General features: G+C 65.5%; 14 protein-coding genes. 9 read left to right on the top strand and 5 right to left on the bottom strand.

The annotated features are described in order from the left end of the window. Nucleotides 1–134: 134 nt before the first annotated feature. Nucleotides 135–2,504, bottom strand: coding sequence for an XVIPCD domain-containing protein (locus IFT58_RS07325; RefSeq protein ID WP_192094330.1), 2,370 nt, complete (start codon nucleotides 2,502–2,504; stop codon nucleotides 135–137). A gap of 113 nt (nucleotides 2,505–2,617) precedes the next feature. Between IFT58_RS07325 and IFT58_RS07330 the strand changes: the two genes are divergently transcribed. After that, the gene (locus IFT58_RS07330) at nucleotides 2,618–3,478 is read left to right on the top strand and encodes an ankyrin repeat domain-containing protein (protein ID WP_192094331.1); all 861 of its coding nucleotides are present in this window, start codon (nucleotides 2,618–2,620) and stop codon (nucleotides 3,476–3,478) included. A 41-nt stretch (nucleotides 3,479–3,519) separates the two neighbouring features. Here the strand turns inward: IFT58_RS07330 and yegS are convergent, their stop codons facing one another. The 4 genes from yegS to IFT58_RS07350 form a co-directional block, all read right to left on the bottom strand. Next, nucleotides 3,520–4,458 carry a lipid kinase YegS gene (yegS, locus tag IFT58_RS07335; RefSeq protein WP_192082538.1) on the bottom strand — a complete coding sequence of 313 codons (939 nt, stop codon included), beginning with the start codon at nucleotides 4,456–4,458 and terminating at the stop codon, nucleotides 3,520–3,522. A 609-nt stretch (nucleotides 4,459–5,067) separates the two neighbouring features. After that, nucleotides 5,068–5,538 (bottom strand): GNAT family N-acetyltransferase, encoded by a 471-nt coding sequence (locus IFT58_RS07340; protein WP_192082540.1) that lies wholly within the window; start codon nucleotides 5,536–5,538, stop codon nucleotides 5,068–5,070. A gap of 59 nt (nucleotides 5,539–5,597) precedes the next feature. Next, nucleotides 5,598–6,269 (bottom strand): ribulose-phosphate 3-epimerase, encoded by a 672-nt coding sequence (gene rpe, locus IFT58_RS07345; protein WP_192094332.1) that lies wholly within the window; start codon nucleotides 6,267–6,269, stop codon nucleotides 5,598–5,600. 37 nt (nucleotides 6,270–6,306) lie between these two features. Next, entirely contained in the window at nucleotides 6,307–6,636 is a 330-nt protein-coding gene (locus IFT58_RS07350; RefSeq protein WP_188325268.1) for a DnaJ domain-containing protein, read from the bottom strand. A gap of 141 nt (nucleotides 6,637–6,777) precedes the next feature. Between IFT58_RS07350 and IFT58_RS07355 the strand changes: the two genes are divergently transcribed. The 8 genes from IFT58_RS07355 to IFT58_RS07390 all read left to right on the top strand — a co-directional run bounded on the left by IFT58_RS07355 (nucleotide 6,778) and on the right by IFT58_RS07390 (nucleotide 14,557). Then, nucleotides 6,778–7,704, top strand: a complete 927-nt coding sequence (locus IFT58_RS07355) for a phosphoribosylaminoimidazolesuccinocarboxamide synthase (RefSeq protein ID WP_192082541.1) — start codon at nucleotides 6,778–6,780, stop codon at nucleotides 7,702–7,704. Nucleotides 7,705–7,779: 75 nt separating this feature from the next. Further along, the gene (locus tag IFT58_RS07360; protein ID WP_188325270.1) at nucleotides 7,780–8,262 is read left to right on the top strand and encodes an Mpo1-like protein; all 483 of its coding nucleotides are present in this window, start codon (nucleotides 7,780–7,782) and stop codon (nucleotides 8,260–8,262) included. 342 nt (nucleotides 8,263–8,604) lie between these two features. Next, nucleotides 8,605–11,433 (top strand): monovalent cation/H+ antiporter subunit A, encoded by a 2,829-nt coding sequence (locus tag IFT58_RS07365; RefSeq protein ID WP_192094333.1) that lies wholly within the window; start codon nucleotides 8,605–8,607, stop codon nucleotides 11,431–11,433. Further along, complete coding sequence (locus IFT58_RS07370) at nucleotides 11,433–11,810, top strand: Na+/H+ antiporter subunit C (RefSeq protein WP_192082544.1); 378 nt, start codon at nucleotides 11,433–11,435, stop codon at nucleotides 11,808–11,810. The genes IFT58_RS07365 and IFT58_RS07370 overlap by 1 nt, the downstream gene beginning before the upstream one ends. Beyond that, nucleotides 11,807–13,342, top strand: a complete 1,536-nt coding sequence (locus tag IFT58_RS07375) for a monovalent cation/H+ antiporter subunit D (RefSeq protein ID WP_188325272.1) — start codon at nucleotides 11,807–11,809, stop codon at nucleotides 13,340–13,342. Before IFT58_RS07370 ends, IFT58_RS07375 begins: the two co-directional genes overlap by 4 nt. Continuing rightward, entirely contained in the window at nucleotides 13,339–13,845 is a 507-nt protein-coding gene (locus tag IFT58_RS07380) for a Na+/H+ antiporter subunit E (protein ID WP_188325273.1), read from the top strand. Before IFT58_RS07375 ends, IFT58_RS07380 begins: the two co-directional genes overlap by 4 nt. Continuing rightward, on the top strand, nucleotides 13,842–14,126 hold the full coding sequence (locus IFT58_RS07385) for a K+/H+ antiporter subunit F (RefSeq protein WP_188325274.1): 285 nt from the start codon (nucleotides 13,842–13,844) through the stop codon (nucleotides 14,124–14,126). The genes IFT58_RS07380 and IFT58_RS07385 overlap by 4 nt, the downstream gene beginning before the upstream one ends. Further along, nucleotides 14,123–14,557 carry a Na+/H+ antiporter subunit G gene (locus IFT58_RS07390; protein ID WP_192082546.1) on the top strand — a complete coding sequence of 145 codons (435 nt, stop codon included), beginning with the start codon at nucleotides 14,123–14,125 and terminating at the stop codon, nucleotides 14,555–14,557. Before IFT58_RS07385 ends, IFT58_RS07390 begins: the two co-directional genes overlap by 4 nt. Nucleotides 14,558–14,564 lie beyond the last annotated feature (7 nt).

Here is a 14,564-nt window from a genome sequence, read left to right on the forward strand (position 1 = left end):
CCAACGGCGAGCGGAAGAAAGACTATGCGGGGTCGTCAGAATGGACACCGGGCCACTGTACCGCATGGGTGGGGCCGGGCGGAAGCCGGGCGAGCCCACCAGCGGCCCGCTCACCGTGCCCCGATCCGCGCCCGCTAGGCCATGCGCAGGGCGGCGCGCTGCTGCTCCTGGGCGTGATCCTGCTGATCCTGCTGCTCGGCGGCGATGCCTGCCGTCAGCGGCGGCGTGATGGCCGGTGCCTGCCGCTGGCGGTCAACCTCCGCCGCCTGCTCGGTGCTGACGCTCAACGGCTGCTGCAGGCCGGAGGCGACATCCACATACGCATAGCGCTTGGTGAAGGACGCGGCATCGGCCGTGTCCACCGCGAAGGCGCGCGCCCGGTCATCGCTCAGCATCACCTGCTCGATGGTTTGCAGGCCATCCTGCTTTGCCTTGGCGGCAAGCGCGCCGGCCAGCTGATCGCTCTGCAGGTCAGGCACGCGGTTGTAGCTGGCGTCGATACGGTGGACCCCGCTCTGCGCCCCCTGGAACAACCGGAAATCAGCATGGTCCGGATCGTTGATCGACACCGGGCGGGCCGCGGGTGACGGCGCCTGCTGCTGCACTTCAAGCAACGTCCGGGCGGCGGCTTCCTGCTTCTGGATTTCCGCATCCAGGCTGGGAATCACCGTGTCGGCCATGCCGTGGCGCGCCGTCGCTTCACCGAACGCTGCACTGATGTTGCTTGTGAACGCGGTGGTACTGGCTAGGTTCCGTTCGTTCTGCGGCATCGTCAGTGCGGGCGTGTGGGTGGCCAGCGCCGAACCCAGCGCCGTGGTCGCCCCGCCAACGGAAGAGAGCACGACGGGCGCATACGAGGTGACACCGGCCACCTGCTGCCCGCTCCAGTCGGCGGCCTGGTTCAGGGTGGCACCGTATTGGGCATAGCCGTTGCGCAGGCCATCGGAGGACCACTGCGTCCCGGCCTGGATCTGCGCACCGATGTGCTCACCGCCGGCCCGGATCCGGGCGGCGTCGCCTGCCGCCTGCTGCGTGGCCTGTTCGGCCTTCAGCGCGTGGTCGGCCTGCGACTGTGTGCCGCGCTGGCGCAGTTGCTCGGCCGTCTCGTCAGCGCCCACCCAGCCCGCCACGGTGGCGCCCCAGCCGCTCAAGGTGCGGTCGCGATAGCCTTCCACGCGGTGCTTGATCGCCTCGACTTGGCCGGCGAGTTCGCGTCCCTGCGCGATCACCGTGGCCCCGCCCTGCACGCCCACGCGCAGGCTGGTACCGCCGAAATCCACCACGCTGCCGATCGCCTTGCCCTGCATCGTCGCGCCCTGCTGGATGACATCACCGGCCACGTCCAGCCCTTTGCCGCCCAGTGCGCCCATGCGCTCGATCTGCTCGCCGGCCAGCCGCCCGCCCCGCATGCCCTGTGCCCCCGCCACCAGCACGGTCGACAACGGGCCGGCCAGCTCGGCCACCTGGCTGGGAGCCGCTACCTGCGCCCGGTCGATCAGGTTGCCCTGCGCGTCGCGCGTCTTGGGGTCCAGCAGGATCTCCATCCTGCCGGCAGCAACCGGCACGCTGCGCAGCGCCTGCGCACCGGGTTCAGTGGCCAGCCGCTCGATCAGCTGGGTGGCGGCCTCTTGCGCGTACTCGGGCAGCGCCGCCTGCAGCTTGCCGGTGACCAGGCCCTGCATCATCGGCTGGCGCAGCAGCATCGTGGTTTCATTGGCCAGCAGGCCGAAGTCCTGCCGCTGGCGATCGCTCAGCCGCTGCAGCCCGTTCTGCACGTCATTGAGGACCTCGCCGCTGGTTTCATAAGTGTGGACCGTATCGCGGGTGTTGAAGGTGGGCAGCCCGTTGTCTTCCCCATAGCGTGCGGCGGTCTGCGGATGCAGGCCGGCGGAGTTGAACGTGGTCGCGCGGGCGCCCGTCACTGCCGATGCCGCCGACGCCATGCCGCCACCGAGCGAGTGACCGGCGATTTCGAAGTTCTCGCCCACCTGCTGTTGGACGCGCACCGCAAGTGCCATGGCGCGATCGTAATAATCGCTGCGCATGCCAACTCCCTGCTGGCCATTATTGAGGAAGTCCTCGCTCGCGGATTCACGCCGACCGCCCAAGGCGGACGGGTCAATGATCTCGCCCGTGGACCCCTTGAAGACGATGACAGGCTTCGCATCCTCTCCGAGCACGCGCTTGTCCGGAATATAGATTTCCGCGCGAAAACCGGACTGCCGCGGATGCAGAAGGTCAGAGAGCTGCGCATCCGACAGGTCGATTCCCACAGCACGTACTGCGCCGGGATCAGCGCTACCCCGTACCCAGCCGGTCGGTGCTTCACCTTCGTGCTTGGCCGAAAGATAGACGTCAGCGGCCAGCCCCGACATTTCACGTGCGTGGTGGGTTTCCTGAAGCCTGCTCGCCTGCTCGTCATTGCCGCTGTCGCGCAATTGCCGGACGAGAAGGTTCTGCTCGTGGATGGCGCGTACACGCGCCTCGATCTCGGGATCACTCATGGCAAGCTCCATTGCACAGTGAAAAGCACGCGACTTTCCTCAGTCGCGGCCATCATCGAATAACAGAAAGTTCTGCTAATGTCACCCGCCAAGGGCTTTCTATCAGGTAGATCATGCGGACCAGCCTTCACATCTCTTCGGCAAAAGCACTCTCATACGTGGCGCTTCTGCTGCTGGTTGCCACCAGTGGCTGCGCCGCCCCGTCCCGCCATGGCGCTGCACAGTATTTTCAAGGCGATGCACTCAAGCTGGCGATTGCCAGTGAAAATGGGGATGTGGACGCAATTCGGCAGCTTACAGGGCAGGAAGGCGTCAATCCGGACAAAGAGTTCTCCAGCCGCGAGGGCATTCCCCTGCTTGCCTGGCCGCTGCGCGCGAAGAACCTGCAGGGATTGGAGGCAATGCTGGAAAGCGGCGCCGATCCCGATGCCCGGCTGGTCAAAAGAATGAACGGCGAAGTGATCCGCTTCAACAATGCGATGGTCTACGCAGCAAAGATGGACGATCCACGATTTCTCGACGCGCTGCTGAGGCATCGCGGTGATCCAGACACCCGGAATTCAAACAACGAAACGCTGCTGTTCCAAGCATTCATCAGTGGCAACCAATGGAAGAACGTCCAGTTGCTGGTGGAGAACGGGGCGGATATCAATGCGCCAAGCATCGGGCCTTCCGACACGGTCATCAGCTGGTACAGCGGCCGAGGCGCCTTCGAGCACGTCTACTGGCTGCTCGAACACGGCGCCGACCCGACGGTGATGCTGACGTCATCGATCGGAAAGCCCGACCGCATGTTCATCGCTGAAGATATCTATTGGGGCATCAGCACGCCCGATCTGCTTCCCTGGCAGAAAAAGTGCCAGCAATGGCTGATCGCGCGCAACATCCCTCGACCGCCCATGCCAGATGGCATACGGGCCAAGCGCAAGGCCTTTGGATTCCCCACCAAGGAAGAGGATATTCCGCTGCTGTGACGCGTTGACGGCTGCAACCGCGTCCAGCGCGGCGCTCAGCCTCAGCGCTTGCTGACCGACAGCAACGCACAGTCTGCGGGCAAATGCATCCGCACGCGGCGCGGCACACATTCGATGCGGAAGTGACGCGCTTCCACCGGTTCACCGTCCAGATTCAGAGTGAGCGGCTTTTCCGCAAGGATCTCTATCCGGTTCAGGCGCGCGCGCGTGGCTACGCGTTCCAGCGCAGCCTCTTTGCCGCCGGTGACCAGTTGCCCCAGCATTGCACCGACTTCACCCGTCAGTTCGGGGATCACCGTGACATCCAGCTGTCCGTCATCGATGAGCGCTTGCGGGCACAGCGCCTGGCCGCCGCCGGCTTGGCGACCGTTGCCGATGCCGAGCGCGATGAAGCCGCCTTCCCACTCGAAGCCAGGGCCATGCAGGCGCGCCAGGATCGGCTCGATGCGGCCCAGCTTGGAGATACCGGTCAAAACGTAAGCCAAGCCACCCAGCACCTTCTTCAGGCCTTCGTCGGTTTCCACGGTGACCTGGGTTCCGAAGCCGCCACTGGCGACGTTGGCGCACCACCAGACTTTGCCGTCCGCATCGATCCGCAGCAGGTCGATGGCGCGCGGCGCCTGTGCGGTGATCAGCGCCAACACCTCGGCCGGGGTTTCAGGAAACCCGGCAGCCGTGGCGAAATCGTTCGCCGTGCCCAACGGCAACAGCGCCAAGGAGGGCAGCGCATCGGCGGGCTCATCGCGGTGCGCCAGCGTTTCCGCGACGGCGCTCAGGGTGCCGTCGCCGCCACCGGCGATGATGACGTCCACGCCGTTGTCGATGGCCTCGGCCACGTAGCGTTCGGCGTCGCCGCCTTCCCAGGTAACGCGGACTTCCAGGTCGATACCGCGCTCCCGCCACACCTTGACCGCATCACGTACGTCGACGTCCCCGGCGGATTTTCCGTTGAGGATCAAACGCCAGCGGGAAAGGCTCATGGGGGCTTCACGGAAGGGGGGTGGCACAGGCTAGCAGTGCCGCGTTCGGTAGCAGTGAATGTCATCGGCCTGTCACCGTTCGCCCGGATCATGGGAGGCCATAGCAGGGAAGACGGATGGAGGCAGGATCAGCCTCCGATTATTTCAGCAGGGCCACGCCGGCAGCGGCGGGGCCTTTTTTTTGGGATGGCCGCTCTGTTTCCGGGGGAGCATTCCGGCACTGGCCCGCGCTCTGGTTTTGGCGTGTGCTCTGGTACTGGTGGGTGCTCTGCTACTGGTGGGTGCTTTGGTACTGGTGGGTGCTTTGGTACTGGTGGGTGTTCTGGTATTGGTGGTGCTCTGGTGCTGGTGGGTGCTCTGGTACTGGTGGGTGCTTTGGTACTGGTGGGTGCTCTGGTACTGGTGGGTGCTTTGGTACTGGTGGGTGCTCTGGGATCTGGGGGCGCTCGGGCCCTGGTAGAGCCGGCTTCAGCCGGCTGCACTCTGCGATCGTGCGTGACGCAGCCGGCTGAAGCCGGCTCTACCGGATGCTGCGGGGCGCAGCCGGCTGAAGCCGGCTCTACCGGATGCTGCGCGACACAGCCGGCTGAAGCCGGCTCTACCAGGGCGTTACCGGGCGAAATCGTGCAGCGCTTCGCCTTCCAGGCGGTACACGGTCCATTCGTCCTGCGGCTTGGCGCCGGCGGCGACGTAGAAGTCAATGGCAGGTTGGTTCCAGTCCAGCACCGACCATTCAAAGCGGCCGCAGCCGGCATCCACGGCCAGCCGGGCGATGTGCTTCAGCAGCGCCTTGCCGGCACCCGATCCGCGCCGTTGCGGGCAGATGTACAGGTCTTCCAGATAGATGCCCTTGCGGCCCAGCCAGGTGGAGTAATTGTAGAAATACACCGCGTAGCCGATCGCTTCGCCGTCAACCTCGCAGACCAGCGCCTGCGCGCTCGCATCGGGGCCGAACAGACTGGCGGCGATGCCGGCCTCGTCGGTCTGCACCGACGACTCCGCCTTCTCATAGACCGCCAGTTCGCGGATGAAACGCAGGATCAGACCTGCATCAGCAACAGTGGCCGGACGGATGTTCATGGGCAGAAAAGGGGACGGAGGGAATTAAACGAGTTTAATTCCCTCCGTCCCCTTTTTTCTCAGCGGGCAGCGGCGACGTTGGCGCGCATCGCGCTGATCACCTGCTGGTAATCCGGTGCGTTGAAGATGGCCGAGCCCGCCACGAAGGCATCGGCGCCGGCGGCGGCGATCGCGCCGATGTTATCGGCCTTTACCCCGCCGTCGATCTCCAGGCGGATGTCCTTGCCGCAAGCATCGATCTTCTGGCGGACGACCTTCAGCTTGTCCAGCGCCGAGGGGATGAACGCTTGGCCGCCAAAGCCCGGGTTGACCGACATCAGCAGCACCAGGTCCAGGTCGTCCAGCACCCAGTCCAGGATGTCCACCGGGGTGCCCGGATTGAGCACCAGGCCCGGCTTGCAGCCCAGCGAGCGGATCAGCTGGATCGTGCGATGCGGATGGCGGCTGGCCTCGGGATGGAAGCTGATATAGGTGGCACCGGCCTCGGCAAAGTCGGGGATGATGCGGTCCACCGGCTCCACCATCAGGTGCACGTCGATCGGCGCGGTCACGCCGTGCTTGCGCAGGGCCTGGCAGACCAGCGGCCCGATGGTCAGGTTCGGTACGTAATGGTTGTCCATCACATCGAAATGGACCCAGTCCGCGCCGGCGGCGAGTACGTTGTCGACCTCCTCGCCAAGGCGGGCGAAGTCCGCGGACAGGATGGACGGGGCAATGATGCAGTTGGACATGGCCGGGGCCTTCGGAACAGAGGGAAAAGGGAAAAACTCAGCGCTTGCGCAGGGTCTTGATGCGGTCGTAGGCCGCGTTCACGCGGCGGCTCTTCGCCTCGGCCTGCTTGAGCAGTTCCGGGGCGGCGCCGATCAGCTTGTCGGGGTGGTACTGCGACATCAGTCGGCGGTAGGCCAGGTCGATTTCCGACTCGGTGGCCGACGAGGTCAGGCCCAGTTCGCGGTACGGGTTCTCCTTGTTCAGACGGAACCAGTCCGCATCGAAGGCGTGCCCGATCAGCAGCCCCAGTACCGCGCCGAACAACGGATTGGGCCGGAACAGCAGGGCCCCGGCGATGAAACCCAGCAGTTTTCCGTACCAGCGCATGGCGCTCCGGGGAGATTTGGCCAATTGGGCTTCCATTTTACGTCACAGCCGCCCCGGACGGCTTTACACTAGGCCGCCCGCTGGCCGGCGGGCCCTCCGGGTCCCTGGGCAGCCGTATCGACGAAGCCTCCAGGAGTGCCCGTGCCGACCACGTTGTTGCAATCCGATCTTCCCGGCCTGCCCTTGCGCCATCGCGGCAAGGTGCGTGACGTTTTCGATATTCCGCGCGAGCGCCTGCCGGTTGGCACGCCCCCGGGGGACTACCTGCTGATGGTCGCCACCGACCGTCTGTCGGCCTTCGATGTGGTGCTGCCCGATCCGATTCCCGGCAAGGGCGAAATGCTCTGCCAGGTGTCGAATTTCTGGTTCGCCAAGACCGCCCACCTGATGCCCAACCACCTGACCGACATCGACGTGGCCAGCGTGCTGCCCGACGGCGTGGATGCGGCGCTGTATGCCAAGCGCGCCGTGGTCACCAAAAAGCTGAAGCCGGTACCGGTGGAAGCCATCGCCCGTGGCTACCTGATCGGCAGCGGCTGGAAGGATTACCAGCGCACCGGCAAGGTCAGCGGCATTGAACTGCCCAACGGCCTGCGCCAGGCCGAGAAGCTGCCTGAGCCGATCTTCACTCCGTCGACCAAGGCCGCGGTCGGCGACCATGACGAAAACATCGACTTCGACGCGATGGTGAAGACGGTGGGTGCCGACCTGGCTGAGCGCGTCCGCGACGCCACCCTGCGCATCTACGCCTTCGCCGCCGATTACGCGCGCGAGCGCGGCATCATCCTGGCCGACACCAAGTTCGAATTCGGCACCGATGAAGACGGTCGCCTGTACATCATGGACGAGATGCTGACGCCGGATTCGTCGCGTTACTGGCCGGCCGACGAGTACGAAGTGGGCACCAGCCCGCCGAGCTATGACAAGCAGTTCGTCCGCGATTATCTGGAGACGCTCGATTGGGGCAAGACCGCCCCCGGCCCGAGCATCCCCGCCGAGGTGATCGAGCGCACCCGCGCCAAGTACGCCGAAGCCCTGCAGCGCCTGGCGGGCATCAGCGTCGATTGAGGTAGTGGCGGGTCCAGCCCGCCCCACCCATCAGGAAAGGTTGCCGGCCCCGCGGCCGGCTCGACCGGAGGCACCATGTCCAGCACCTCGCTTGCCCGCCCCGTGGACCGCTACTTCGCCAGCTATTCCGACGACCACCGCAATGTGCTGAACCAGCGGATCCATGTGGTCGCGGTACCGGCCATCCTGTGGTCGGTCGTCGCCCTGCTCTGGTGCCTGCCGCCGCTGATCACCTGGTTCCAGAACGGCATCTGGGCCGGCCTGGCGATGTTCGGCGCGTGGTGTTTCTACAACCGGCTGTCGCGACCGCTGGGACTGGGCATGCTGGCAGTACTGTTCGTGATCGGTTGCACCTGCCGCCTGCTGGAAGCACGTATCGGCCTGGGCAACCTCGCCCGATTGGCTGCCGTGGTGTTCGTGCTTGCCTGGATCGCACAATTCATCGGCCACAAGGCCGAGGGCCGCAAGCCGAGCTTCCTCACCGACCTGACCTACCTGCTGATCGGACCGGCCTGGGTGCTGGCCAAGGTCTACCGCAAGTTCGATTGGCGCTATTGACCCGCTCTTGCTGAACGAGGTCGACGCGTATTCAGCACGCGGAACGTGGACGGTATGGGACCGCGCTGGCTCCCCAAGCAGTGTCCGATCGGCCAACTGACGGTTTCAACCATCCCTTTGCAGCCCCTGCCGTACGGGGGATGCAGCGCTGCACGCGCCATTCGCGACACATGCGGCACAGTGTCCAGCGCGCTCCCGCAGCGCCGCTGTCCCGACGCCGGCAAAGGTTAAAAAAATGAATAAGCACACGATCCGTGCAATTGGTGACCTGTTCGTGGGTATCGGCAGCAAATGGCAGCCTGTTAGACTGCATGACCTGCTCGTGAATCGCGTATTCCCTGCATGATCCCAAGCCTTATCCTGCTGCTCGCCCTGCCCTTCCTGTTGGCCGTGGCGGTCGCCGCATTACCCCGAAGTTCGCGCAGCACGGCCGCCTGGTTGGCCGCGGCCGCGCCGTTGGCCGGTCTCGCCCTGCTTGCCACGCTCACGCCGGCCGTCCTGGATGGCGAGGTGCTGCGCAGCAGTGGCCAGTGGCTGCCGCAGATCGGGCTGGATTTCACCCTGCGCCTGGACGGCCTGGCCTGGATGTTCGCCGGTATGGTGCTCGGCATCGGCGCCCTGGTGGTGCTGTATGCCCACTATTACCTGAGCCCGCAGGACAACGCGCACCGCTTCTTCTGCTATCTGCTGCTGTTCATGGGCGCGATGCTGGGCATGGTGCTGTCCGGCAACCTGCTGCTGTTGATGATCTTCTGGGAACTGACCAGCATCAGCTCGTTCCTGCTGATCGGCTTCTGGTCGCACCGTCAGGACGCACGTGAAGGCGCGCGCATGGCGTTGGTCATCACCGGCGGCGGTGGCTTGGCGCTGCTGGGTGGCGTGCTGTTGATCGGCCGCATCGTCGGCAGCTTCGATCTGGACGTGGTACTCGCCGCAGGCCAGCAGATCCGCGACAGCGCGCTGTACCCGTACGTGCTGTTCCTCGTGCTCGCCGGCATCTTCACCAAGAGCGCGCAGTTCCCGTTCCACTTCTGGCTGCCGCAGGCCATGGCCGCGCCCACCCCGGTGTCCGCCTACCTGCATTCGGCGACCATGGTGAAGGCCGGCGTGTTCCTGCTGGCGCGCCTGCACCCGGCGCTGGCCGGCACCGATCTGTTCTTCTATACGGTCAGTGGCATCGGCGCACTGACCCTGCTGATCGGCGCGTGGAATGCCATTTTCCAGCACGACCTGAAGGGTCTGCTGGCCTATTCCACGATCTCCCACCTGGGCCTGATCACGATGCTGTTCGGGCTGTCCACGCCGATGGCGGTGGTCGCCGGTGTGTTCCATATCCTCAACCACGCCACGTTCAAAGCATCGCTGTTCATGGCGGCCGGCATCATCGACCACGAAACCGGCACCCGCGACATGCGCAAGCTCGGTGGGCTGAGGAAGCTGATGCCCTTCACCAGCGCGCTGGCGATCATCGCCTCGCTGGCGATGGCCGGTATTCCTCTGCTCAACGGCTTCCTGTCGAAGGAAATGCTGTTCGCCGAGGCCCTGGATGCGGGGGGCCCGGAGCCGATGCGGCTGGCCATGTCCATCGCCGCGCTGCTGGCCGGCGTACTCGGCGTGGCCTACAGCCTGCGCTTCGTGCACGACACGTTCTTCGGCAAGGGTCCGCACGATCTGGATCGCGTGCCGCACGAGCCACCGCGCTGGATGAAGGTGCCGGTGGAAATCCTGGTGGTGATCTGCGTGGCGGTGGGTATTGCGCCGGCACTGACCATCGCGCCGGTACTGCATGCCGGTGCAGCGTCCATCCTGGGCGCCCGGATGCCCGAGTACAGCCTGTCCATCTGGCATGGCTTCAACCTGCCGCTGGCGATGAGCGCGGCCGGCGTACTCGGCGGCATCGCGCTGTATTTCGGGCTGCGCAGGCTGATCAATCTGTATGCCGTGCGCAACACCACGCCCGGGCGTGACGCCTTCCATCACCAACTGGACCTGCTCTCCGCGCTGGCCCAGCGGCTGACTGGCGCCATCGCCAACGGCAGCCTGCAGCGCATGCTCCTGGGCCTGGTGGTGGTGGCGGTGATCGTCGGTGCAGCGCCGTGGCTGGCCGCGCCCGCTTGGCCGAACTGGCCCTCGCCACAGCCGATGCCGTTGCTGGGCTGGGCGCTGTGGGCGGTGATGATGGCCTGCGCCATGGCCACCCTGCGCATGTACAAGCAGCGCCTGCTGGCGGTGCTGCTGGTGGGCGGCGTCGGCCTGATGGTGGCCATGACCTTCGTGTTCCTGTCCGCACCGGACCTGGCACTGACCCAGTTGCTGGTGGAGATGGTCACCCTGGTGCTGATGCTGCTGGGCATGAACTACCTGCCGGCGCAGTCGGTGACCGAGCGCTCCAAGCTGCGCAAGTACCGCGATGCCGGCATTGCCTTGGTGGCCGGCCTCGGGCTGGCCGCGCTGGCCTACACGGCCATGACCCTGCCGCCGAACACGATGGCCGGTGAGATGCTCGCCCGCGCCCTGCCTGAAGCGTATGGCAGCAACGTGGTCAATGTGATCCTGGTCGACTTCCGCGGCTTCGATACCTTCGGCGAGATCACCGTGTTCGGCATTGCCGCCCTGGTGGTGCATGCCATGCTGCGGCGGTCGCGGATGGCGCCGGAACAGATCATGCCCGGCCCGCCGATCAAGCTGCCGGTGCCGGCCGACCTGGCACAGATCATGTTCCCGCTGACGCTGACGGTGTCGATCTTCATGTTCCTGCGCGGCCACAACTCGCCCGGCGGCGGCTTCATCGCCGGCCTGATCCTGGCCGTGCCGCTGCTGATCCAATACGTCATCCAAGGCACCGCCTCGGTGGAGTCGCGCTTTGGTTTCGACTACATCCGCTGCATCGGCATCGGCCTACTGATCGCGGTCGTGAGTGGTTGTGCGTCGATGCTGTTCGGCGTGCCGTTCCTGACCAGCGGTCACCTGGACCTGCACCTGCCGATCATCGGCGACGTGCCGCTGGCCAGCGCCATCGGCTTTGATACCGGCGTGTACCTGGTGGTGTTCGGGGGCGCGATGCTGATGCTTTCCATGATGGGCACCATCAAGCCGTCGCGCACCCGCACCGCGCGCCGCGGCGAGATCGATCCGCAGAAACGTTCCGCACTGACCGGGGAGATGCGCTGATGGAACTGGCCATTGCAAGCGCCATCGGCGTGCTGACGATGCTCGGCGTTTACCTGCTGCTGCGTGCGCGCAGCTTCGATGTGATCCTGGGCATGACCTTCCTGTCCTATGCCACCAACCTGCTCATCTTCGCCGGGGGCCGCCTGGTCGCCGGCAAGCCGCCGGTATTGAAGGAAGGGCTGGACGCGAACCTGGGCAACTACACCGATCCCCTGCCGCAGGCGCTGGTGCTGACCGCCATCGTGATCGCCTTTGCGATGACGGCGGTGACGATCGTGCTGGCGATCCGCAGCCGCAGCGACAACCACAGTGACCATGTGGACGCGCACGAGCCGGACGACGATGCACCGCCGCGCCGCGACGAGGACCACGCATGAACCATCTGGTGATCCTGCCGATCCTGATCCCACTGCTCGGCGCGTCGCTGTCGTTGTTCGTGGAACACCGGCGCTTCGGGCCGCGCATCCAGCGCGCCGTGGCATGGGCGTCACTCACCGCATTGCTCGCCGCGGTGCTGCTGTTGTTCGCGCGCACGGCCGACGGTGTCGCCCTGGTCTACCTGCTCGGCGACTGGCCAGCCCGGTTGGGCATCGCCCTGGTGGCCGACCGGCTGTCGGCGTGGATGGTGCTGACCACCGCCCTGCTCGCCATCGGCTGCCTGATGCATGCCTGCTCCGGCTGGGACCGCCGCGCACCGCACTTCCATGCCTTGTTCCAGTTCCAGCTGGTTGGCTTGAACGGCGCGTTCCTGACCGGCGACATCTTCAACCTGTTCGTGTTCTTCGAAGTGATGCTGATTGCTTCGTATGGCCTGCTGCTCAGCGGTGGCCGTGGCCTGCGCATGCGCATCGGCCTGCATTACGTGGTGTTCAACGTGACCGCGTCCACCCTGTTCCTGATCGCGCTCGGCCTGCTGTACGCCACGCTGGGTTCACTGAACATGGCCGAGATCGCGCAGCGCATTGCCGAGGTACCCGCCTCGCACCTGGTGCTGTTGAAGGCCACCATGGGCTTGCTGCTGCTGGTGTTCTGCGCGAAGGCGGCACTGATGCCGCTATACCTATGGCTGCCCGAATCGTATGCGCGCGCGCCGGCGGCCGTTGCCGCCCTGTTCGCCATCATGACCAAGGTCGGCCTGTACGCCGTGCTGCGCATCCAGAGCCTGTGGTTCGGTGACGAAGCCGGTGCGATGGCCGGCTACGGCCGCGACTGGCTGCTATGGGCCGGCGTGGTGACGCTGGTGCTGGGGGGCTTGGGCGTACTGGCCGCCGTGCGCCTGCGCGTGCTGATCTCGTATCTGGTGGTGGTGTCGGCCGCCACGCTGTTCATCGCTTTCTCGGTGGGCAACCAGCAGGTGCTCGCCGCCGGCCTGTATTACCTGCCGCACAGTACGTTCGTCGCAGCGGCGCTGTTCCTGATCGCCGATCTCATCCGCCGCCGTCGCGGCGGTGCCAGCGACCGCAAGGAAGTGATCGCGCCGATGCCGGGCAAGGAAACGCCCGCCGTGCTGTTCCTGATCGCGGCCATTTCCATCGCAGGCCTGCCGCCGCTGTCCGGCTTCCTGGCCAAGGCCGCGCTGCTGCAGGGCATGCCGCCCTACCTGACCGCACCGGTCTGGGCGGCGGTGCTGGGCAGCAGCCTGCTGGTCATCATGGGCCTGGCCCGGGGTGGCATCCGGCTGTTCTGGCGTGTCCCCCACGCCGAGCCTGACGCGCCCAAGCCGCGCAAGGCACCGACGCGCCGGATAGAACTCCTGGCGGCGTGCCTGCTGCTGCTGTACGGCGTCGGCATGACCGTCTTTGCGGCGCCGCTGATGCGACACGCCGATGCGATCGCCAGTGACCTGCTGCAGCCCTCGGGCTACGTTGACCAGGTCCGCGCCACCCAGCCGGAGGTCCGCAATCCATGACCCAGAAACGTCCCCTGCTGCGCCGGATCTTTCCCTCGCTGCCACTCACGATCATGGTCATCGTGTTCTGGCTGCTGATGTCGGACAGCTTCAGCGTGGGCCTGCTTGCGCTGGGCCTGCTGCTCGGGCTGGTCGTGCCCTTGTTCGCCGCGCGCCTTGACCGCGAGTTCGCCCGCATCGGGACCCTGCGGCCCGTGCCCAAGCTGCTGGCGGTCACCCTGTGGGACATCCTGGTGTCCAACATCGAGGTGGCCGGCCAGGTGCTGGGCAAGGAAAGCAAGATCCACCCGGGCTTCGTCTGGATTCCGTTGGACATCGCCAATGTCCATGGCATCGCCGCGCTGACCAGCATGATCACGCTGACCCCGGGCACGGTGTCGGCCGCGCTGAGTGACGACCGCAAATACCTGCTGGTGCATGTGCTGAACCTAGACGATGAGCAGCACCTGATCACCGAGATCAAACGCCGTTACGAGGCCCCGCTGATGGAGATCTTCCCATGACCGGATTCGATGTCATCCAGAACACCCTGGTGGTATGCATGCACGTGGTGGGGCTGGCAATGCTGCTGGCCACCTGGCGCCTGCTGCGTGGCCCCACCGTTCCCGACCGCATCCTCGCGCTGGACACCCTGTCAGTGACCGCCATCGCCCAGTTGATGCTGTTCGGCATGTACCTCAACTCGGCCATCTACTTCGAGGCCGCGCTGATCCTCGCCATGCTCGGTTTCGGCAGCACGGTGGTGCTGAGCAAGTTCGTGCTGCGCCGGGACATCGTCGAATGATCACCGCCATCCAGATCGTGCTGTCGGTGGTGCTGCTGTTCGGCTGCTTCTTCATCCTGGTCGGTGCGCTGGGGCTGGTGAAGCTGTCCACCTTCTTCAAGCGCCTGCATGCACCGACCAAGGCCAGCACGCTGGGCGTCGGCTGTGTGCTGGTGTCATCGGTGGCGTATCACATTTTCCTGGGCCAGGATCCGCAGCCGCGCGAGCTGCTGATCACGATCTTCCTGTTCATCACCACGCCGATCAGCGCCCACCTGATGGCCAAGGCGGCGCTGTCGCTGCTGATGGAAACCCGCCCTACCCTGCCGGGTAACGAGCGGGCGAAAGAAGAGCAGCTGCCGCCGCCGGAACCGGTGCGCGAGAAGGTGGTGGAAGAAACCAACGACACCTACACGTCGAACGAAAGCAAAACAGACGAACGAGAGGGCTGACCGCGCG

Origin of the sequence: Stenotrophomonas sp. CFBP 13718 (assembly GCF_014842145.1) — a bacterium.
Taxonomy (GTDB): Bacteria; Pseudomonadota; Gammaproteobacteria; order Xanthomonadales; family Xanthomonadaceae; genus Stenotrophomonas.